Source organism: Burkholderia sp. AU6039 (assembly GCF_002223365.1).
Lineage (GTDB): Bacteria > Pseudomonadota > Gammaproteobacteria > Burkholderiales > Burkholderiaceae > Burkholderia.
In genome coordinates this window covers 1-20551 of the sequence record NZ_NKFK01000009.1, presented here as the reverse complement: position 1 = coordinate 20551, position 20551 = coordinate 1, and the positions used below count along the sequence as shown (strand labels likewise).

Annotated in this window: 18 protein-coding genes and 5 pseudogenes; 11 read left to right on the top strand and 12 right to left on the bottom strand. The window is 62.1% G+C overall.

The window, feature by feature from the left end; genetic code table 11:
* Positions 1-272: transposase (locus tag CFB39_RS37530; RefSeq protein ID WP_144030386.1), on the top strand; the 272-nt coding region annotated here is incomplete at its 5' end.
* On the opposite strand, the pseudogene CFB39_RS37525 reads toward CFB39_RS37530, so the two are convergent.
* From CFB39_RS37525 to CFB39_RS40470, 5 pseudogenes are all read right to left on the bottom strand, one after another.
* Positions 247-547: pseudogene (locus CFB39_RS37525) on the bottom strand (transposase); the annotation flags it as partial. The gene CFB39_RS37530 and the pseudogene CFB39_RS37525 overlap by 26 nt on opposite strands.
* Before the next feature lie 508 nt (positions 548-1055).
* A pseudogene (locus CFB39_RS39960) lies at positions 1056-1154 on the bottom strand (plasmid pRiA4b ORF-3 family protein); the annotation flags it as partial.
* Between the two features lie 39 nt (positions 1155-1193).
* Positions 1194-1373: pseudogene (locus CFB39_RS40480) on the bottom strand (IS256 family transposase); the annotation flags it as partial.
* Positions 1362-1469: pseudogene (locus CFB39_RS40475) on the bottom strand (plasmid pRiA4b ORF-3 family protein); the annotation flags it as partial. The pseudogenes CFB39_RS40480 and CFB39_RS40475, both read right to left, overlap by 12 nt.
* A gap of 40 nt (positions 1470-1509) precedes the next feature.
* Positions 1510-1773 (bottom strand): annotated as a pseudogene (locus CFB39_RS40470) (transposase domain-containing protein); the annotation flags it as partial.
* Positions 1774-1790: 17 nt separating this feature from the next.
* Here CFB39_RS40470 and CFB39_RS40465 point away from each other — a divergent pair.
* From CFB39_RS40465 to CFB39_RS37480, 7 genes are all read left to right on the top strand, one after another.
* Entirely contained in the window at positions 1791-4019 is a 2229-nt protein-coding gene (locus CFB39_RS40465) for an AAA family ATPase (RefSeq protein WP_179257799.1), read from the top strand.
* Between the two features lie 1034 nt (positions 4020-5053).
* Positions 5054-5869 carry a hypothetical protein gene (locus CFB39_RS40460; RefSeq protein WP_179257803.1) on the top strand — a complete coding sequence of 272 codons (816 nt, stop codon included), beginning with the start codon at positions 5054-5056 and terminating at the stop codon, positions 5867-5869.
* 543 nt (positions 5870-6412) lie between these two features.
* Positions 6413-7297: a hypothetical protein gene (locus tag CFB39_RS40605; RefSeq protein ID WP_218829818.1), complete on the top strand. Its 885-nt coding sequence runs from the start codon at positions 6413-6415 to the stop codon at positions 7295-7297.
* Between the two features lie 1155 nt (positions 7298-8452).
* Positions 8453-8716 (top strand): hypothetical protein, encoded by a 264-nt coding sequence (locus CFB39_RS40455; RefSeq protein WP_179257802.1) that lies wholly within the window; start codon positions 8453-8455, stop codon positions 8714-8716.
* Between the two features lie 489 nt (positions 8717-9205).
* The gene (gene yddG, locus CFB39_RS37490) at positions 9206-10024 is read left to right on the top strand and encodes an aromatic amino acid DMT transporter YddG (protein ID WP_256991559.1); all 819 of its coding nucleotides are present in this window, start codon (positions 9206-9208) and stop codon (positions 10022-10024) included.
* Positions 10025-10185: 161 nt separating this feature from the next.
* A complete protein-coding gene (locus CFB39_RS37485; protein WP_089476838.1) occupies positions 10186-10776 on the top strand; it encodes a dimethylsulfonioproprionate lyase family protein in 591 nt (196 codons plus the stop codon).
* Between the two features lie 456 nt (positions 10777-11232).
* Positions 11233-13032 (top strand): hypothetical protein, encoded by a 1800-nt coding sequence (locus tag CFB39_RS37480; RefSeq protein WP_144030383.1) that lies wholly within the window; start codon positions 11233-11235, stop codon positions 13030-13032.
* A gap of 170 nt (positions 13033-13202) precedes the next feature.
* Here CFB39_RS37480 and CFB39_RS37475 read toward each other — a convergent pair whose 3' ends face one another.
* From CFB39_RS37475 to CFB39_RS37460, 5 genes are all read right to left on the bottom strand, one after another.
* Entirely contained in the window at positions 13203-14432 is a 1230-nt protein-coding gene (locus CFB39_RS37475) for a hypothetical protein (RefSeq protein WP_144030382.1), read from the bottom strand.
* Between the two features lie 302 nt (positions 14433-14734).
* Positions 14735-16135: a hypothetical protein gene (locus CFB39_RS37470; RefSeq protein WP_179257801.1), complete on the bottom strand. Its 1401-nt coding sequence runs from the start codon at positions 16133-16135 to the stop codon at positions 14735-14737.
* A gap of 4 nt (positions 16136-16139) precedes the next feature.
* On the bottom strand, positions 16140-16628 hold the full coding sequence (locus CFB39_RS37465; protein ID WP_006752914.1) for a Mov34/MPN/PAD-1 family protein: 489 nt from the start codon (positions 16626-16628) through the stop codon (positions 16140-16142).
* Positions 16618-17094, bottom strand: coding sequence for a hypothetical protein (locus tag CFB39_RS39945; RefSeq protein WP_144030380.1), 477 nt, complete (start codon positions 17092-17094; stop codon positions 16618-16620). The genes CFB39_RS37465 and CFB39_RS39945 overlap by 11 nt, the downstream gene beginning before the upstream one ends.
* Before the next feature lie 2 nt (positions 17095-17096).
* The gene (locus tag CFB39_RS37460; protein ID WP_089476833.1) at positions 17097-17618 is read right to left on the bottom strand and encodes a hypothetical protein; all 522 of its coding nucleotides are present in this window, start codon (positions 17616-17618) and stop codon (positions 17097-17099) included.
* Between the two features lie 285 nt (positions 17619-17903).
* Here CFB39_RS37460 and CFB39_RS37455 point away from each other — a divergent pair, with 285 nt between their 5' ends.
* The 3 genes from CFB39_RS37455 (at position 17904) to CFB39_RS37445 (ending at position 19766) form a co-directional block, all read left to right on the top strand.
* Positions 17904-18296, top strand: coding sequence for a helix-turn-helix domain-containing protein (locus tag CFB39_RS37455; RefSeq protein WP_006752917.1), 393 nt, complete (start codon positions 17904-17906; stop codon positions 18294-18296).
* A gap of 3 nt (positions 18297-18299) precedes the next feature.
* Entirely contained in the window at positions 18300-19169 is an 870-nt protein-coding gene (locus tag CFB39_RS37450) for an ImmA/IrrE family metallo-endopeptidase (RefSeq protein ID WP_089476832.1), read from the top strand.
* A 147-nt stretch (positions 19170-19316) separates the two neighbouring features.
* Positions 19317-19766 (top strand): ATP-dependent endonuclease, encoded by a 450-nt coding sequence (locus CFB39_RS37445; RefSeq protein ID WP_218829817.1) that lies wholly within the window; start codon positions 19317-19319, stop codon positions 19764-19766.
* Positions 19767-20037: 271 nt separating this feature from the next.
* Here CFB39_RS37445 and CFB39_RS40450 read toward each other — a convergent pair whose 3' ends face one another.
* Both CFB39_RS40450 and CFB39_RS40445 read right to left on the bottom strand, forming a co-directional pair.
* A complete protein-coding gene (locus tag CFB39_RS40450) occupies positions 20038-20175 on the bottom strand; it encodes a hypothetical protein (protein WP_175850825.1) in 138 nt (45 codons plus the stop codon).
* A gap of 2 nt (positions 20176-20177) precedes the next feature.
* The gene (locus CFB39_RS40445) at positions 20178-20348 is read right to left on the bottom strand and encodes a hypothetical protein (protein WP_179257800.1); all 171 of its coding nucleotides are present in this window, start codon (positions 20346-20348) and stop codon (positions 20178-20180) included.
* Positions 20349-20551: the final 203 nt, after the last annotated feature.

Here is a 20551-nt window from a genome sequence, read left to right as displayed (position 1 = left end):
TCTACGCCGATCGCGGTTACGACTCCGAGCGACATCGACGCGCGTTGCGCGATCGCGGTATCGAGCCGGTGATCGCCAAGCGCCGTACCGAACATGGCAGCGGCCTTGGCAAATATCGCTGGGTCGTCGAGCGCACGCATGCCTGGCTGCATCACTTCCGTCGTCTCCGTATTCGTTTCGAGCGCCGTGCTGACATTCACGGCGCGTTCCTCAAACTCGGTTGCGGCCTGATCTACTGGAATACCCTCCGGCGCGCCGAACAGCCTTTATGAAACCGTCTCTTAGGAGATCGCGCTCCATTTTGACCTCGGCCAGTTCGCGCTTGACCCGCGTCAGCTCCGCCTCCACTTCCGTTAGTGGCTTCTGGTGCCGACCGACATCTTTCAGCTTACCGGCCTTCGCTGCGCGCACCCCAGTTTGCCAGCGTCTTGATTGCGATCGACAACCGCCGGGAAGCTTCCGATACCCCAACACCCTCAGTCAACGCCATCTTGACCGCTTCATCGCGAAGCTCCTTCGTATAGACCTCTCTTGGAATTCGATTCATCCATGCCTCCGTTTCTCGATTTTACGAAACGTTGGCTTCCATCTTTTCCGACCGGCCTCACCCCCACCAGATGACGTTTTGCAAAAACGCCATCTGGTGGGGGTGGCGGGAGTCGAACCTGCGTCCAGAACGCCTTTACGTCAAAGGAATTACAATAATTGCCACCTTTCGATAGCGGGAGCTATTCTGCCCACCACGTTCCGTTCGTGCTTTCGAAAATGCGAAGAAACTTCGACTTATGCGAATCAGAGTTTGCTGAGCGTCACTTGCAGAAGGCGGCTAATAGCAGCGTCGAATGAAGAAGTTGAATGTGCGTCTACGGCGGGAGAACTGCTGCGGCGAAGTCTTAACGCACGAAAAATCCGTTTCTTGAGGGCACGCCGAGTTCCGGACGTCCTCGCTGGCCGCGAGCCGGGACGCTGCTTGAAAAGCTCGGCTTCGAGTTCGCTGGTGCGATGTGCCCGATACGAGTGTAAGCGTGGAGCCGATACCGTATTGACGGCGTGAGTTACCGGTTTCCCCAACGATTGGAAGCCATGCGTAGCAGCGTGGCATTGGCAGCACGCAAATCGAACAGTTCCGCGTCGAAGCCGGGGCCGACCCAGTTGGTGGTGTCAGAATTTCCGTGTTCAAGGCGGGTTGAGATTCACACGGATGGTCGAACGAATCGATCCTCGTAGAGGATAGCGAACTGGTTCATCGCCGTCTTCCAGTCATGAGCTGCGCGCCCCCAATCGGCAGTGATGTTGCGCAGTGCCAGCCAGATGAGCTTGGCGGCAGCCTCGTCGGTCGGGAAGTGTCCTCGGGTCTTGATGATCTTGCGCAGCGACTCGGTTCCTTCAACCTCGATCCTGCGCCAGATGGGCGGCTCGATGTGTTGAAGCTGCACGTGCAGGGTAAAGCGCTGGAACGATTTCGCCATCTGATCTCCGGGTGAACGGGAAGCCAGCGGCATTATCGCCTTACGATGCCAGGGTGGTCATGTTCCATGGAAGCAGGTCTTCGACCCGGTTGCTCGGATGGTCCGCGATGTGCGTGAGTACGGCGCGCAGATACGCCACGGGATCGAGGCCGTCGAGCTTGGCCGTACCGATCAGACTGTAGATTGCCGCCGCACGCTCGCCACCTGAGTCCGCACCGGCGAACAGGTAGTTCCGGCGCCCGATCGCCACTCCGCGCAACGCGCGCTCAACTGGCAGGTTATCGATTTCCAGAGCCGCGCCTGATTCACCGGCTGTGGGTTGTGGTGTTGCTCGAGGTCGCCTCGCGCGCGGTGCTCGGCTATCACTTGAGCCTGCGGCGCGAGTGCGCGGCCGACGATGTGCTGCGCGCCCTGCGTTGTGCACTCGTGCCGTGGACGCCGCGCGACCTGCAGTTCGGCGACGCGGCCTACGTGCCGGGCGCCGGCTTGCCCTCGTATCGTCTTCCGCCGCTCGCCGGCGCGTGCTGGAACGAATTCAGCGTCGACGGCGCGCTCGCCAACATCTGCACGCGCGTCGACGGCGTGCTGCGCGACGTGGTCGGCGCGAAGCTCGTCAAGCCGCAGGATCCGGCGAGCTACAGCCGTCGGCGCAGCAAGGACGACCGGCCGTTTGTCGAATCGTTCTTCGGGCGTCTGGCGGCCGGTGGCTTTCATCGGCTGGCGACCACCACCGGCAGTTCGCCGTCCGACAAACGCGGCGCCGATCCTGATGCGGCGGTGCTCGCCACGCAGTTTCAGTTGGGGTACGCGCAGGAGCTGCTCGACACGCTGATCGCCAACTACAACGCAACGCCGCATTCGGGACTGGGCTTCCGCAGCCCGCTCGAGCTGCTCGAACGGCTGATGGCCGAGGGCGCGTGGACGCCCCGCGTGGCCGATCCGGACGCGGTGCGCCGCATGGTCGGCGTGCGCAAGCGCTGCACGCTGCTCGGCGGCGTCAAGACCGGCCGCCGGCCGCATTTCAACTTCGCCAACGCCCGCTACTCGGCCGAATGGCTGTGCCTGCGTACCGATCTGCTGGGACAGGCCTTCTGGCTGCAGCTCGACAACGAAGACGACGCGCGGCTATGCCGCCGTGTCGACGCAGCAGGGCCTGTTCCTCGGTGTGGTGCGTGCCGCGCCTCCATGGCACCGCACGCCGCATTCGCTCTACGTGCGCGAAGCGATTCGCGCGCTCGAAAAACGCCGGCTCCTGCATCTCGCAACCCACGGCGACGCGGTCGAACCCCTGATCCGGTATGCCGAGGCGTCGCCGGCGGGCAAGCTGCCGGTTCACCCGGCGTATCTCGAGGCGCGGCGCATCCTGCAGCAGAATGCGGAGCGGCTGGCCGGGCAATCGATGGTGAGCCTGGCCGGACAGGCCGAGCCGTCGGGCCCGGACCGCGAGGCGCCAGCCGCGGCTTCCGCACCCGTCAGCCGGACGTTGCCGCCGATCCGGCGGGCCCAGCAATGGTGACGCTCACCGCCCCCGTCACCGGGCCGCTCGTGGCGGCGCATGTGGCGCGCGACCATCCGGTCGTCACGCGGGACTATTCGCTGTTCACGGTCGCGATTCACGACATGGCCGAGCGCATCGGCACCTGGCTGGACGACCAGGTCGACGGCGCGACGATCTTCGGGCCGTCACGCTTCGGCAAGTCGAGCGCCGTCGACCACTGGCTGCAGCGCCTGTTGTCCGAGCGCCACGGCGGTTACGTCCCGCTGGTCATCTGGAGCCACACCGACTCGGGCAGCGCGGCAGCCGTCGGACGCTTTTATGCGCACCTGCTCGAGGCCAGCGGGCACCGGCTGGCGCAGGCACGACGCAGCCCCCTCGAGCGTCAGACCATGCTCGTCGAGCGCTGGATCGAGCTCGCCGCACAAGGCGGCGGTCGCTTTCTGGTGTTGGTGATCGACGAGGCGCAAGGCATGAGCCAGCGCGAGTGGCTGTGGCTCGTCGAGCTGCACAGCCTGCTCGAGAAGCAGCGCATCCGCCTGTGTGTGTTCTCGATCGCGTCGCTGCAGTTTTTCGACGAGCCATTAGGCATGGCGCTGGCCGGCGGCGCCCACGTCGCCGCCCGCTTCATGCTGGCGGCCGCCCCATTTCACGGGGTGCGCAGCGTCGACGAGCTCGCCTACGTGATGCGCGGGTACGACGAGGGCAGCGAGTGGCCGGCCGGCTCGGGCTGCTCGTTCACGGCGGGGCTGGCCCCGCGGCCGTGGGCCGGAGGCTTTCGGATGGCGCATCAGGCCGCGGCCCTGATGCGGGCGATGCAGGAGGCGCTGCCGCCTCGTTATGCGGGACTGGTCGATTTCCCGATGAAAACCGTGGCGCAGGCGTGCCGCCACGTGCTGCTGCGTGTTGCCGGCGGCGCCGACGTCGAGACAGTGACCTCGCCCGAGGCCTGGCGGGCCGCGGTCGACGGCAGTGGGCACAGCACGCTGATGGCGCTGGTGTCGGCGACCGCCGCGCTGCGCGGTGCAAGGCGCCGGGAGATCGGCCGTGCCTGACGGCCGCTTGACCTGGCACGCCGGCAGCGTGCTGCCGTACGCGTCGCTCTGGCATACGGTGTTGCGCGCCTGCGCGCTCAATGCCCTTCACCCGCGCGACTTGCCGCCCCGCATGGCGCGCCCGCTCGCGACGGTGGAACTGCTCGAGAACCACGGCGATGTTGATGTGACGGCGTTCGCGCACGCGCTCGGCGAGTCGCCGGCGGCCTTTCGGTGGTCGACCCTCGGCGGGCTACCAGCCTGGCTGGACCGCGCGCTCGTCGTGCCGCAGCCGCGTCTGTGCCTGGCTTGTCTGGCAGCCGGCTACCATGCCGCGCTGTTTTCCGTCGCGCTGCTCGATGCGTGCCCGATTCACGGCATGCCGCTCGTCGACCGTTGTCACTGCGGAGCGCCATTTCGTGCGACGCTGCGCTCACTGACCGACTACGGGACGGCCGGCAGTTGCCAGTGCGGTCGGCTGCACTTTTTTACCCGTGACACCTGCCGTCGGCCTAGGCTGACGCCGGCCATGACCCGCAGCCTCGATCCGGTTGCCGCCTGGCTGGACGCGATGTCGAGCCTGATCCGCCCGGCGCGACTGGAAGAGGCCTTGTGCCAACCGGCGCCCGACAGCGTCGCGTGGCTGGCGGCCGCCGCCGACACGCTCGGCCTGCCGTATCCCGCGTGTTTCCGGACGATGCGTCCGATCCACGTCGCGGCGGTCTGGTACGGCACCCCGTTTCCCGTGGTGTCGTCGCATCACCCCCAGCCGCAGCAAGCCGTCGCGCGAAACGACGGGCCGACGTCGTATTGGCCGACGACGCCCGCCACCACGGTTTACCGGGCGCTTGCCCGCCATGTCCGACGACACCTGGCACCCGGCAGCACGCGTTGGGTGGCCGGTTTCATCGACGCTTGCGACCCGCTGATGATTGCCGAGCAGGTGGGCGGCAGCCGTCGCGCGCGTCAGGCCTTTGTCGATTTGCTCTGGGGGCGCGACCGAGTCCCGCATCGAGCAGCGGCGCTGGCCCGATCGGCCGCCGCCGGCGGGAACGGTGGGGCACTTCGCCGGGATGCTGGAGGCCGATTGCCTGGTTCGCGGCGCGGCCGATGTCGATGCCGCGGCCCGGCATTGGCTCGCCTGCCATGCCGCGCGCGTGAGCCTCGGTGCCGCTTGGCGCGACGCGCAAGCGCGTGCGACGGCCGCCGTGCGATCCGGTGTGGCCGACTGGTCGGCCACCGCGCCGAGCACGTCGTGGCGCGACAGTGGGTGGCTTGCGCGCGTGACGCCCGCCGGGCTGGCTTTCGTGGCCCCAAGCCAGACGTACTGGGCGGCCGCAAACCGCGTCGACAAGGCGACGCGCCAGGCGGCCGATGCGGCCCGCCGGCAGGCGCGTCGAGACACGATGTGGGCGGCCAGTCGGGACGCGTGCCTGAGCTGGTCCGACGACGTTGGATGGCACGTGATCGACGCGATCGCCCCGGCCGACGACGATCTGCGGCGGCGCAGACTGTTGGGGCTGCCGGCTGGACGGCCATGGTGCTGGCTCTATCGGGCCGCCGACGGCCGTTTTGTGGCGCGCGGGGACGGTGCCCGGCTGCAGGTGCTGGCCGCCACGCCCGCCGCGGCGATCGCGGCGCTCCGGCGTGGTGCGACGGACTTTTGGCGGGTCTGTCAGGTTGCGCTGCCATTCCCTCCTTCGGCACCCATCGTTACGCCTGATCCGATGGCCGCGCAACGGGCAGCGGACTATCGGTTTTTCGTGGCGTGTGCGCGTGGCGCGCGAGGCTTCTGGCGTGATGCAAGCACGCTGGCTGAGGCGGCTCGTACCTACCGACGCGCGAATTCGCGCTGCGACTTTCGTCGATAGATGGCGGGGAACTTCAGCACTATTTGACGTTGACACAATATCGCTGCATGGCGACTGGTGTTCTAGGCAGCAGTGAACTAGAGCAGTCGAAAATCAGTGAAAGCCGAGTGTCCGGATTGGTTCACCATCCGGATGGCAAAGATGCGGAATTTGGGGGGAGATTTCGTGTTTGTTCTAGGACGGGGGATTCAAGCGTGTTAAATCAAGCTTTTACAGTCAAGGACATACGCAATGACGACGCCTCCGATTAGCCGGTCGACAACTCCCACGGAATATTCGCCTCCCAGCGATACGCGTCACGCCGTTGCGCCGCCGTCGTCTCCCTCCCAAGCTGAGCCAGCCGGCTTGCTCGTTTCTCTTCCGCAAAACAGGCGACGCCCAGCTAGCGCTTCGCCACAAGACGGATCGTCGTCCGGGCGTCGCGTGAGACGGAGCAATATTGCTCCGAGCCCTGCGTCGCTTGCTGGTGGCGCTCAGGGAGCCACGCCGGTAAGCAATGCTGAAAGCGCCGCGGCCGGCCCGCGCGCGGATCGCTTTTGGACAATGAATAGCGCGATAGGTGACGTGCGTGGCGGAGCAACAGCCGAACAGGTGATCGCGGCCCACCATCTGACCCACCCGCAGGACCTCGCCGAGATTCACGCTGAAGCGGCGCGGGTCGCTGCCAGCGGTGGCCCGCGCGCGCATTTTTCGACAATGAACTACGCGATAGATGCGGTGCGTACCGGCGCAACGGCCGAACAGGCAATCGCGGTCCACCATCTGACCCACCCGCAGGACCTCGCCCAGATCCGCGCTGAAGCGGCAGAGGTCGCTGCCAGCGCTGGCCCGCGCGCGCCGGCCGCCGAAGCCCGGCCGATATTGCAGCCGGTAAGCAATGCTGAAAGCGCCGCGGCTAGCCAGCGCGCGCCGGCCAGAGCTTGGCTAGCCGCAAGTGCGGCCATCGATCGTGGCGAGACGGCCGATCAGGCAATCGCAGCCAACAACCTAACGCACCCAGCGGATATCGCTAACATGCGCACCCGAGAGGCGGCCGTTGCGGCAATCGGTGGCCCGCGCGCGCCGACCGCCGAAGCCCGGCCGATATTGCAGGCAGATACACGGACGGCAGAAGAAATCGCTCGCACGGCAGCCCTGCACCGTCCGGGGGTACAGAGAGGACTGGATGATTTGCCCGCGATGCGGCAAAGCCTCGGTACAACCCCAGGTACCGAAAAACAACGGCAACGGGCCCAGACTTATGTTGGCCGCCTTGCGGTCCTTGAAACATCCCTTCGCGGAGAAAACTGGAGCGCGCTTCGCCATGCGGCGTATGCCATTGAGGAGCAGGCCGCTGACGACTACGAGGACGACGAGATCAGCGGCGCTGCTTACAGTTCCATAACGGACCAGTTGGCCATTGTATTCCGACGGGTCCCAGAGGAATAAGCCGACACGGCGGTGTTCTTTGTGAGCGTTCGGCATACGGTCGGACGCGACACCGAGACCCGATCGGCCAGAGCGCCGATCGGGTGGCCGCCGCGGTCGTGCATCCGGCGCAGGCAGGGCGCGCCGGGCCTGGATGCGCGCGGACCGGTGACGGCTACCGGACCCCGCCCGTGAGATAAGCTCGTTATCACGACAGCAGCATGCGGATGCCAAACATCTGCGACGGGAACCGTGGGAGAGGCCTGCCGCAGGACGTGACGGAGCTGCGCTCGGCGAATGGGCGGGGAGGATCGGACGGTCGCCGTCGCGGCTAGTAACAAAATTAGTTGAAAACTGGTAACAAATTTAGTTGTGTGCGCTTGCACAACTAAATCTGTAACCAATCCGGTGCGGCGCAGCATTTCCCGCAATCCCTTGATCTACAAGGCGAAGCGGCCGGATGCGATTTCAACTAAATCTGTAACTATCGCGTCCGCGACGTCAACTAAATTTGTAACGTACTGCGCGATTTCAACTAATCTTGTGTCGTAATGGTCGACGCGCTGGCGGAGGCGACCGATGGCACGACGCTCACGCTTACGGGCAGGCGGTTCCTTGAACGACGGCACGGGATTGAACGACGTCGATCTTGCCGCTTGGCCGTCGATCGACGAGCTCGCGCTTTCCGCCAAGCGACGCGCGCTCTATCGGCGACGCGAGCGCGCGATCCGCCTGTACCTAAACGGCGCGACCGACCGCCAAATCCAAGCGGCCTGCAGGCTGGGCCGCGTCCAGACGTACCGGCTGCTGACCGAGCGCTGCCTCAAAACCACCCGGATGGCCGCGTCAACGGCTGGCGAGGCCTCCTGCCATATACCCGCGTCAAATCCTACGAACGAACTGCACCGCTCAAGCTCAACGCCTGGAGCGGCGGAGCCGTGGGAGCCTTGCAGTGGGTGTTCGAGTCGCCAGCGGGGCGGGGCCTCGAAGAGCGCCTGCGTGAGCGGATACTCGGCAAACGTAGTGACCTAGAAGCCTCGCGTCGGCCGCGTATCGCGGTGTTCCGCTGGTTTCTGGCCGAGCTGCGTGCGCGCGGTTTCGAGCGGCGCGGCGAGTGGCCGTTCAATGTCGAGAAACGCGGCTACGTCACGCTCGCCCGCTACATTGACCGCGTGCTTGCCGAGCATCCTGCTCGGGCGCGCCGGCGACGGTACGCGCCGGCCACCACTGGCGCCGTTCGAGCGCGTCGAGTGCGATGCCCACAAGCTCGACACCCGTATGACGGTGCTGGTGCCGTCGCCGCACGGCGGCACCGAGCCGCGCCCGATCCACCGCCTGTGGGTCGTCGTGCTGATCGAGGTCGCCTCGCGCGCGGTGCTGGGCTACCACCTGAGTCTACGGCGCGAGTGCGCAGCTGTTGAAGTTCGCAGATTCTGCTAATGGTGTCCGTTCGAGCGCTAATCGTGTCCAGTGATTCCGCTAATGCGGGGCGGCGACCGTCAAGCTGAGGAAGTGAGCAGCAGCAGGTCGCTGGCGAGGTATTCATCGACGTGCGCTGAATTCGGAACGATGGAGTTGAAGCGCGACATGGGCGTGCACCACGGCCCAATGTCGACAGCCTCCCCCACCCTAAAAAACAGGCATTAAAGTCGCACCCTCGTCCTTTTGACGAGAGGTATATTGTTGCGCACGCACCCAAGTTGTTGATCATCGGTTACGTTCACGCCATGCTCTCGTCACGAGCGACTTTCCTCATTACGCCGCTCGTGAGCCACATCCGACATTGCAAGCTCTTGAAGGTGCATTAGCAAAATCTTCGCACATACACCCCCCTTTGTTGCATTCCCGCAACGCATGCGGACATGAAAGGAGCATCGTTCTCAGCCTTTGCTGACGGCGCTACCACGAGTTTACCCATTAGCAGTATCTGTGGTCACTGTTAGCAAAAACGTCGAACGGCAACAGCTGCTGCTCGTGACGACCGGGCTACCGCGGCTCGGCGACTTCCCGCGCCGCTACCTGCTGTCGGGCAGCGTGCTGTTCGTCGCGTACGAATGGTGCCTGTCGCTGTCGATCGGCAACGCGCATACCGCGCGCCAGGCGATAGAGGTCGGCATGGTCAACTATCTGTGGCCGACGTTCACGATGGTGTTCGCGATCCTCTTTCTGCGGCAGCGCGCGAACCTGCTGATCGTGCCGGGCGTGCTGCTCGCGATGATCGGCGTCGGCTGGGTGCTCGGCGGCGAGCACGGCTTCGATACGGCTGGCATGGCGGCCAATGTCGTCGACAACCCGCTCAGTTACGGGCTCGCGTTCGCCGGTTCGCTGATCTGGGCAGCCTATTGCACCGTGACGATCAGAATCGCGAAGGGCAAGAACGGCATCACGCTGTTCTTCATCCTCGTCGCGCTGTCGCTGTGGATCAAGTACCTGCTCGACGGCGAGCACACGGTTGTGTTCAGCTTCAATGCGCTCGCGTACTTCGTGCTCGCTTCAGCCGCGATGGGCTTCGGTTATTCAGCGTGGAACATCGGCATCATGCGCGGCAACGTCGCGATCCTGGCCGGCGTGTCGTACTTCATTCCGGTCATTTCGGCCGGCCTCGCCGCGCTGCTACTGGACGCGTCGCTGTCGTCGAGCTTCTGGACCGGCGCGTTCTGCATGTGCGGCGGCTCGGTGCTATGCTGGCTCGCGACGCGCAAACGCGCGCCGCAGCCGGTTGCTGCGGCGGTGGAGCAGTGCACGTAGAGGTGGCGCGGTTCGTGCGCGTTCCGCGGTCCGAACGGCGGCCGCGGCGTGTTCATGGCGGCCGGTGCCAAATCGGCTGCCCTTTTTCGCTGCACGGACCGGCACGTTTCTGCGTAGACTTTCGTTGATCGGCCCACATTGCCCCGGGAGCAGCGAGCAAGATGAATGAACGTCCGAAGCACATCGCGGATTTCGTCCGAATCGCCGGCGAACTGTTCCAGTCGGAGAAGCTTCCCCCTGCCGCGCGTGCATTCGCGCCGCAAGTGTTCGCACGGTTGCAGAAGCCGTCGGACAACGGCGCGCGCAATGCGATGCGCTACCCCGCATGCGAGTGGCTGGAGCCGGCGCTCGAGTCGGTCGCACGCGTGAATCCGACGTTCGCCACCGTCGCGCAACTGATCAGGTCGCTCGAGCCGGTGGTCGGCTGGACGCGCCGTACGTCGGGAAAGGACGGTAGTCCGAACTACATCGACGGACACGTGAACGGAATGATCTGCGGGCCCGGCGGTGCAGAAAGCCGCGACGACATTCAGCTCGGCTTTTCGTTGATGATGCCCCGCGTGCGATACCCGGATCACGGTCACGCGCCGGAGGAAGCCTACGTGCTGATGACCGGCGGCGAGTTCCGGCAGCAGAACGGAGAATGGTTCGATCCCGGGATCGGCGGCGGCATCCATAACCCGCGCGGCGCGCTGCATGCTATGCGCTCCGGTGACGCGCCGTTCCTCGCGATCTGGTGTCTGCTGGCGTAGACCGAAGCAAAGTTGTCAACGTTTGCGAAGTAAAAATGTCACTTCGGAGGTCGACACTGACGGGGAATCGGAAAACCGTCACGAAATCATAGATTTGCGTACCGCGAAACAAAATCTTCACCGAGGGCTGTGTCGCGAAGATCGGTGTCAACTCCCCTGCGGTGCCGGCAGCGGCGGTCACGCGTTGTGTGAAATCGGAGTCTGAGCGGCAATCGCAGCATAGTGATAAGGTTCCCTATCCTGCTTGCGCATTCAGCCCAACGTCAGGAGCTGTACGAGACAGCGAATGGCCATTCTGGCGCGCCGCGAACGACAAGTCGTACGTAGTCGCCTGCTTGCCTACGATATCATTGAGCGATCACAAATCGGCGCCCAACGTTGCCTCCTGGGCGCTTCCATTGTTGGCGTGGAGTTTCATCAGCGAGCGCCATAAGAACCCACGCTGATCCTTCATCGATGCCGTTGAAATGCCCTAACCTTCACCGGACCGCAATCGTCACTGACGATCCGTATCTGGCTGCACGCTTCTCTTGCGCGCTCGCTCGCCAGCGCTTTTATGTCGCAGTACTCGACGGCCCGCGCATGTCACGCGACGACGCCAAGGCTGAAGTGATAAGACGGAACAACGCGCTCGCTCGGCTCGGTGCGAAGGAGGCAATCCTCGCTGGCCTAAGCGATGAGGGTGCTGCGGCGATCGTAGCGCGATTGCCAAAAAAATATGCAAGGCGTTGTACAGCCGATGATGTTCCCGCGTTCGCCCCTCCAGAGCGGGTGGCGCGAGAGCCCTTGCGGTGGGGTCATGATGCTATCGGCGCCGGCGTCCTGCGCGCCCTTTATGAAGGACGCTTGATCGAGTTCGACGGAAACCGTTCACCATCGCCGGTCGTAGGGGGCAAGAGCGATCATTTGGTCATATGCGAGGCTGGAGAGCCGTTGTCAGAAGTCATTGCCGCCAACTATGCCTTCGCGCTTGGCGCTGGTCTCTGCATCATTCCGAAGGTCGATGAAGTTGATGCCACAGACATCCTTGAGGCTTACTATTCGATCGACGATGGGTGCCAATCACAAGCCGAAACTCGTCGGTACTTACAGGCACATCTACGCAGGCTCTGTGGAGACATAGTCCTTCCGCGAGAGGGATCACTGACTTTCTTCTCGCGTAAGCTGCCGTTCGGCGTCGCTTTTCCGGAACTGCCTTCGACACACCTCTTTACGTACCCCGATCTGGGGATCGCGGTCATCAATGGCTTTGTGGCCGAGCAACCGGATACGCGCGGAGTCAACATTGCCGTGCTGGTCGACCCTGAACGAACGCGTGCCCCGGAAATCGAGGCAGCGGCAGAAATTTTGCCCAGGAAACGAATGCTCGTTCGGGGTTGTCGAGGTGCCGCTGCCAACGTTAGCGCAATAGCGGAATTGGTCGATCTGTTCCCGTATGACCTTCTGATATTTGCCACGCACTGCGGCGATGCAAGGGGTTATCGCTGGACGTATCAGTTCACTGACAGCGAAGATCTGGAACGGGAGCTGGTTGTAGATATCGCGATCGGCGTGGGTCAGACTGACGATCCAGATATGTTGAATGTGACGCAATTCACCCGCTTTCATTCGCTCGATGGGGTGGACTGGAATGATCCGATTGCCAAAGCAAAGCTTTACGTCGGCACCGCAATTCGCGACTACATTGAGCGGACACGGAATGACGAGCTGGAGCCTGTCAAGAAGGAAACCGTCGACCGGGTGCGGATGTCGGCTGCCATGGCGATGCATGACAACAATTACCTCGCGATGCCGCGTGCTCTGGCCGAACACGGCTCGCCAATCATCATTAACAATGCCTGCGTGTCTTGGCATCAGTTGGCGGAACGATTCACGTTTGCTGGCGCAAGGGCTTATATCGGCACTCTTTATCCGGTCAGCGATCTTGAAGCCGAGACCATAGTCGTAAAGTTACTCGACAAGTATTGGGGCAAATGCCTCCCGCACGCTCTGTGGTCTGCCCAGAATGCTGTCTATAGTGCGGGAAGCGACCGACGACCTTACGTCGTCACCGGCGTTTATACCCAACGACTGAGAGTTACAGCGGAGAATGTTCCATCCGTTATCGTGAAAAAGCTCGTGGCCGCTCGTGACAGCTGGAAACGGCGGTTAACCGGGATCGGTGAGGACAGGTCCCGCAAACAGATCCAGGAATTCGTTCAATATTACGAACGTGAAGTTGAGGCGTTGCGTCGAGCTTTTACGAAGGACCGTTGACCGACCAAAGCAGCCGCTCAAGCGGCTGTGCAACGGCGAAGGCGAACGGCAACCGAACGCGGCCGGCCACCGCCCTACAAAGTGCGACCGGCGCAGATCGACCCTTCTCCGTCGCTCGTCGCGTCGCCATCGACCGGTTGTTGTTAATTGTGTTACCGCCACTTAACGTGTCACGAGAGATACCAAACGAAGCGCATCCAGTCGGGAAAGCGGCGGTATTGACGAGTGGTGAGCTCAAGGCTCTTCATTTCTAATGCGAGGGCTTTCATGTGAACGCCAATGTCGTCGAAGCGTGAAACCGATTCTGGTATGGAAATTCGTTCCAGCGCACGGTCTAGCGAGGAAACAGGAGCTTTGTCAGTCGGAAGGTTGGATGCGAGGGGGGCACCGCTACCTTCCGCGATCAAGCGCTCCATCGAGATCACCATATCGATTAATGCGGCCGCAATAAGAATCGCATTAGTCATGTTGTCTCCACCAGAGTTTGCGGTCTCGAGTTGTCGGTCGATATGTAGTAACGTCAGGATTCGAGCGGGGATCGGCGGATGCGTTGATACATCAAGGTTTCCGAGCTCTTTCAGTGCAAAGTCCGGTAATAGGGAAAGCAGACCTATTACGACGCCAATGCATACAACCAAATCTCGATTCGCGTCAGAGGTCAGCAACGTCTCCCAGACCACTCCCATCGAGTCGTCGCACGCTACTGTCGTGCTTTGGAACTTGCGGGCTTGCTCTTGCATAAATTGCCGCGTGTAAATCAGTCCGTTTACGTCGGCGTCGGCCTCAAGGGCCTGACTTCTGATCCTTCGTTCCGGCGATAAGTCACGCTCTGCCGCAGCTGCTGCCCACTCATCGAGAATGTCCAACCCGTCAAATAGTGCATGATCGTCTGGTCTCGCCGCAGATCGCGTGTACGCGGCTTTGTCCGCGCCCTCATGCCCGAGTCCGGCATGGGCCAACTCATGATGAACAACAAATGCAAACGCGACATGGGCGAGCAGCCCCCCGAATGCCGTGCGGTGATCTTCATCATTAGGAAGCTTGCCCCATAGATCCGACAAGAAGTTTCGCGCCTGACCTTCTCGAAGTGCGCTGCCCAAAAGCCGCTCTGCCTGTCCGCACGCGACCTGAATGTTTTGCACCAGGCCACGGGTCAGCAGTACGCCGTAGCACTGAGCGGGCCAAATCACCCATGCGCCGGATTCATCGCGGTCAAGGAGGTGGAACTGGATCGGTTTCGCGTGCTCCATGGCGAGAAACATCCGCTTCACGAGCATTTCGCCAAGCTGATGGAACTCCTCCTGTTCGGCTAGCGCGGTGGCGCGACGCCCAAGGATCCGGGGCGCCGTAGACGAGTTGCGCCAGATCTTTGAAAAATTCTCACTGAGCCACTTGTCCAAGTATTTTGCAGGGTGCATAGGCCTAAATCTGACTGGTCAATAAAATCGGTTCTGTGGCCGTTGTCACGGGTAGAACGTCCATTCGAACAATGCTGTCACGCGAACTTGAACGTCGCCTCTTGGCCGAACGCGGCCCGCCGCCGCCCTGTGACGCACGACCGGCGCAGATCGCCCCACAAGCGACCTTCGGACTTCTCCAAAGCAGCCTTTCGACGTCGCTATATGCATGCGTCCGACAAGACGCTGTGTCTCGGCCACGAAGCTTCCTTTGATAAATTCAGTCTGGCTGATCTCTGAGGATCTCAGGAACAAGCGAGTTGCTGGCAACGAATGCCGCTCACGGGTTCTGCCTGCCCGGACCGTAGCGATGCGGTCAGGGCGCGGTCAGAGAGCGCGCATACCCTAAACCTCGCGTCATAGAAGGCGGGGCCAGCGTTAAGCGTGCGCAGCATCTCCGATAGAACAAAAGCAGATGACACAGCGCCGACGAACGGAACCGCGACTGACTTGCCTGCGACCAGAACGCGACCGCATTCGTCCGGCGCAAGCGCGCCGTAGCCCTGGTTCGCCTCCGCCCGGCGACGCGCCCGTTCGTCCCTTTCCCGGCGCGCCTGCGCGCTCTCAAGTGGCCACAAGTCAGCCGCAGGCCGCCGGTTCGGCCACGTATGCACAGCTACGGAATCGAAAGTTCCGACTTCGCCGCCCAAGCCCGAATCGAAGATCAACGGAAAGCCCGCTTGGGTTAACCACTGACGCGCCTCGTTGTCGTCGAATCCCGACAGCGCAATCACGGGCTCACGATCACTTCGACGATAATTCCCATCTACGAACCGCTCAATCAGCCGGGTATCGAATCCGCGCTTCATAAGCCATTCCGACACCACACGGGTCTTGGGGTGTCCGAGCGTGTCGCAATTCAATAGAGCGCCCGTTTCCAGATTCGGCGATTCGACCAGGTCGTCGTCGCATAGATAGATTCTTGAGCCTTTGGTGGTAGAAAACGGCAGACATGCGAGTGCCCAAAGGTAGGCTTGTCCAAGGTGGCCCAACCCGAAGCAGGAAAGCTCCACCGGGGCTTCGTCAATGGCGCCCCCAATCGAGTCGGACGAATCATCCGGCAAGTCCGGTCGCCACAACGAAAATCCGATGGCGCGGCGTGCAGCCGCTACGCTAATACGCGCGAACGAAGCAAACACCTCGCCCACCGCCACGGCTGCAGCGGCAAGCGGTGCCAGCGCACACCATGGACGCTCAGGAAGCCGCGCGACCTGCGCCGCAGGCCCGACACTCACTTTCCAGCCATCAAAGGTAATGCGTAGGGAAAGCCTTCGCGGGCCCGCATCACCCAGCAGGATGTGAACCCGGTCGGGATCGACGCCTTCAAGGTGACGCTGCCCACCGAGTTCCTCCAGCGCGTTCCCCAGCGTCGACTGCAAGCTGACGCGCACGAGTGTCCGTGCCGCCCATACGCTGTCCGGCGCGATCACCTGCACCGGAGCAGCAAAGCACTTTACGGCGAGATTTACCACCGTAAGGAGCGCCACCTGCTTTGCATGGGAATTTGCAACGTCGGCGCCGACTACGATTTGCAATCGGCGAGCCGCACGTGCGATCCGGGATTCTTTCGGTGCGGTCCCGTCACGGTCAAGCCAGATTTTGTCGATACGGGACAAATTGCCTGGAAGCTCCGATATTTCGATCATTGCATCACCACAAGGAGAGACGCACGGGGGCATTCGCATTCCCTGCGTCGAAAGACCGCCACTGGCGCTTCCCGAGAAAGCGGTGAATGCCCACCCTCGAAAGCGACCACAACGACGTGTCGCCGAAGCTCGGCAGGATCAAGGCGACGTGCCCGGCGATCGGGATCATCGGGTTGGCTTTGTCTACCGAGCTCTGCCGGACATCCGGCGTCGGGTGCGTATGCACGTCAGCTAGCACATGCAGCCCGCGCCTGTTGCAGACTTCCCACAAAGAGGAGAAGCCCGTCCGATGGAACTCGACGATCCCGTGACTCAGCGCCTTGGGGTCCAGATCGTCATAGCAAATGAAATCGACGACCTGGCGCTTGGGGGCATTCTGCCGACCGAGGAGAAACGCTCCGGATTCCCGTCGGCCGCGGCTACGTGAAGCGAGCTGGCGCACCAGCCGACGCCACAGCATGAGCGGGATTTCGATCTGGTCGCTATTGGCCAAGATAGTCCCCGCAGTTGAGCCAACGATAGATGAGCGTGATGAAATCAGTCAGCTTCACGGTCGGATTCCATGCATCCTTCGTCCAGGGGTGTCCCGGAATCGCGAGCCGGTCGTAATGGTGATAGAAACCACGACCAGGCGCGGCCCACCCGGCGACCTTGAACACTGACGCAACGGTAGAACCGGATCGGCCTTTGGGCCATTTTTCAGGAGCGAGGAAGGTGCCCGTGCCCGGATCCCAAAAACCGCCCGTGCTGGCTTGGCTGCCGTATTGGTCAACATTCCATCGCACCATCCACTGATCCGGGCTGTTGGGTCGAATCCCTGCCGTGATCCATGTATCGACGTAAGGCCAGACAAGTCCTGACACCGGCGTTGCGAGCGCCCAGCGGCCCCCCGCAACACCAGCGCGAAAACGCCCCCCCGTCAGTTCCGCCTCAAGCAGCCGCTGCGCGTTCGTCGACATGGTCAGCCCTGCGGATTGACTTCTTTGACCAGGTTGAACTCGAGCGCATGCTGCCCGGGACGCAGAAGCTCGCCAAGGTGCTGGTCGATTCGCGGAATTTCCTTGGACGGCTCCAGTTCCAGCACCAGTTCTGCACTATCGGCGTCGTCGATATGAAAGCGCTTCTTGGCCCACACCGTGACGGTTTCAATCGTCGCGGCGGGAGAAAAGTGGCGCTTGGGCTTCTGGCCGTTGTAATTCACCATCACGGTGACGCTACGTGCCGCCTTCGTGTGAATGTGCCGCTTCTCAGGCATCAGGAGTGCCAGCACGGTCAAACTCACGTCGGCCGGCGCGTGAGTGTCGCACTCGCCATCTACGTCGGTACGCGCCTCCTCGGCCTCTCCTACGAAAACGAACTCGCCATCTCCGGGCAGCGCGTTGTGGCGCGCGAGCACGTCCTTCAGCAGCTCGTCGCCTGCCGCCTCGATTACCTGCGGGTCCCCGCAGCCGTGCAAAAACAGTTCAAATAATTGGGGCTCCATCGAACACCTCACGCAAAAACATGATTGCGATCGTGCGAGGGGCATGGCAGACTTGTTGTCCAGACAAACAACCTCGCCTCGTTTTATGCGCAGACGCGGCATATTGGAGCAAGTGCATCCGTTGTCTGGCTAGACAACAGCCTGGCAGAACTTTTTGCTGCTGTCAAGCAGAGGACGCGGTGCGTCCGTATTTGCCTGCTCATGGGCCACGGGGCGTGGCTCGGCCGAGATGACGACTGCGGGCTACCGTCTGTCGCTTGTGAATATTGATTTCGGAGAAACCTGATGCCCCAGACCGGCCTAGGCGCAGCGCTGCGAGCGCTGCGTGAACGCCGAACGCTCTCACAGCGCGAATTAAGCGAACTCAGCGATGTGGATAACGCCTACATCAATCGCCTTGAGAGCGGCGAGAAAACCAACCCGACGCCCGACACTTTGGCCAAGCTGATACGCGCGCTGAAAGCGCCAGAACGCGATGCTGCGATGGTCAAGTGGCTCGCGGATCATGCGGACGCGTCGGTGGAATTGGTCAAATATGTGCTTGACCACGCGGAGATTCCGGTGGACTACTTCATCTCCGCCGCGGGAATGCGATTTCGAGGCGACGCTCGCCCCACTCCCGAAAAACTCATCGAACGGGTCAAGCGTCTTTACGAAGCCGAAGACGACGAGGAGTAGGCCGTGGATGATCAGGATGTTCAGCGCATCGCGCGCGACTGGATTTCAGACCTGGATCTATCGAACATCCGAAACGATCTCACGCCATACATCAAGAAGGCCAACGCCCGATTGCATGTGGAGGACTTGGGCTCGGGACAATCGGGCACTACCGTCACCATCAGGGGCAAGACACACATCACCGTCAACTCAGGCGAACCCGATGAGCGGCAACGGTTTACGATTTGCCATGAGATCGCACACATCGTACTTGGCCTTCCTTCCCGGCACGAACTTGTTCCGCAATGGGGATATGTCAAGCGTGACCAGAATGAAGTCTTTTGCGACACCTTCGCCGCAGAACTGCTCATGCCCTGGCAGCAGTTCCAGGCGATCATTCGGGACATCGACGAACCGAGCCTCGCCGCCATACAACAATTAGCTCAGGAGTTCAAAACATCGTATCCCGCGGCCTGCTCGCGCTTCGCCCAGTTTGCATCATTCCCCTGTGCATTCGTGACAATGGAGTCAGGGCGCATACGCTACGCCGCACGCTCGACGACATTGCGTCAGATGGGTGCGAAGATTCCATCGAAGTCACCTATCCCCGATGCCTCCGTTGCAGCGCGGCTGCGCGCCTTGGAAAAAAGCGGTACGGAACAAGGCACCGTGGAGCAGGACATATGGTTCGACGATTGGGAAGTCGGGCTCGATCTCACTGAACTCGCCAGGCACTATGCGAAAACGGATACCACCGTGTCATTGATTTGGTTTTCTGAGGAAGACGCGCCTAGAGTCGAAGTCGACAGATTCGGCAGTCGCATCATCGAGGACGAAGGCCTGTCCGAACTGACGGGTGAGCTTTCGTTTTCCAAGCGGAGCAGACGCAGATGATCGTGGATTTCTGACAGCGATCGGTCCTCCAGTTTTCACGTCCTCTCGTAGCCTGGGCGATGCGCACCGCAAAGCCGTGCTGGGCACGAATGCGAAGCCCGAATTCCCGTCGCGTTGGGATATTTGCCGGACCAACTGAGAGGAATCATGACGCGCGTCCGTCGCCTTGAAATTCGCAATTTCCGCTCGATACAGACGCTCGATTGGACACCGTCCAACGGCGTGAACTGCCTTATTGGCCCGGGTGACAGCGGCAAATCGACCATCCTTGATGCCATCGACCTGTGCCTTGGAGCGCGGAGGAGCGCACCTTTCGGCGACACGGACTTCTTCAGCCTGGACGTCACCCGGACCATCACGATTGCGATCACGCTCAGCGCACTACCCGACGCGCTGAAGAACATCGACACCTACGGAGAGTTCCTTCGCGGATTTGACCTCGGCACCGGGCTGCTTGAAGACGAGCCGCGCGCACGTCTAGAAACGGTTCTGACGCTGAGGCTCGAGGTCAACGGCGACCTCGAGCCGAATTGGACGCTCTACTCCGACCGAGCCGCCCACCAGCAACTGGAAGCTGCCCAAGGGATGCACGGGTAGGCTCAAGTCGAAGGTTGGTGCCTCACGATGAGGGATAGAGGCGTTCATATCATTTCTCTCAAGAGTTGAAGTCTCGACAAGGCCCAGGGCCGGCTCAACCACATGAGCGATTGCTCGCTTCGGGTATTCGTAGTTTCGACGTAGAAACTTGAGAATTTCGCTCGTCCGACTCTCCACCGGTCGTTGCGGTAACGTCAGTGGACTGGCGCCCGTACTATACTGAGGTTCGTCCCCGCATTGCAGCACCACGATCGCGGTGCGGTCGTACTCGCTACGCCACTGGTGTCCCATCATCGCCGTCCCCTCCCGCATCGGGATTGCCCAGGCCGTGGCGTTCCAGTTGTAGTTGCGATTCATCGTCGAGCTTGGCGGACGGCTCGCACATGACCACCGCTACCAGGTCGGCCATGATCAAGCCTGCGGGACCGTGGCGTCTGCACAATCCGGGTCGGGTGGGCTGCGAAAGTTCAGCAGGCCACCGAGCGCAGGGCCGCCCCAGCGGCAGAACTCGTCAGCATAGTCGACGCCGGCCGGCTCGTAGCGCGAGGCGCGCTGGATTACGTAGGTCAGGAAGGCCAGCAAAAGCAGGCCATCCTTCGCCTCGGTGGTGAAGTAATCGTTGCAGTACGAGGGGTCCAGTTGGAGGTCGCGCTGGATATGACCTGCTCCCCGCGTTTAGTACGGTGACGGTGTAGAGTCCGTTCCAGAGAGGAACGGCAATGAAAAAGCGATTCACCGAAGAACAGATCATCGGCATCTTGAAGGAAGCCGAGGCTGGCCTGAAG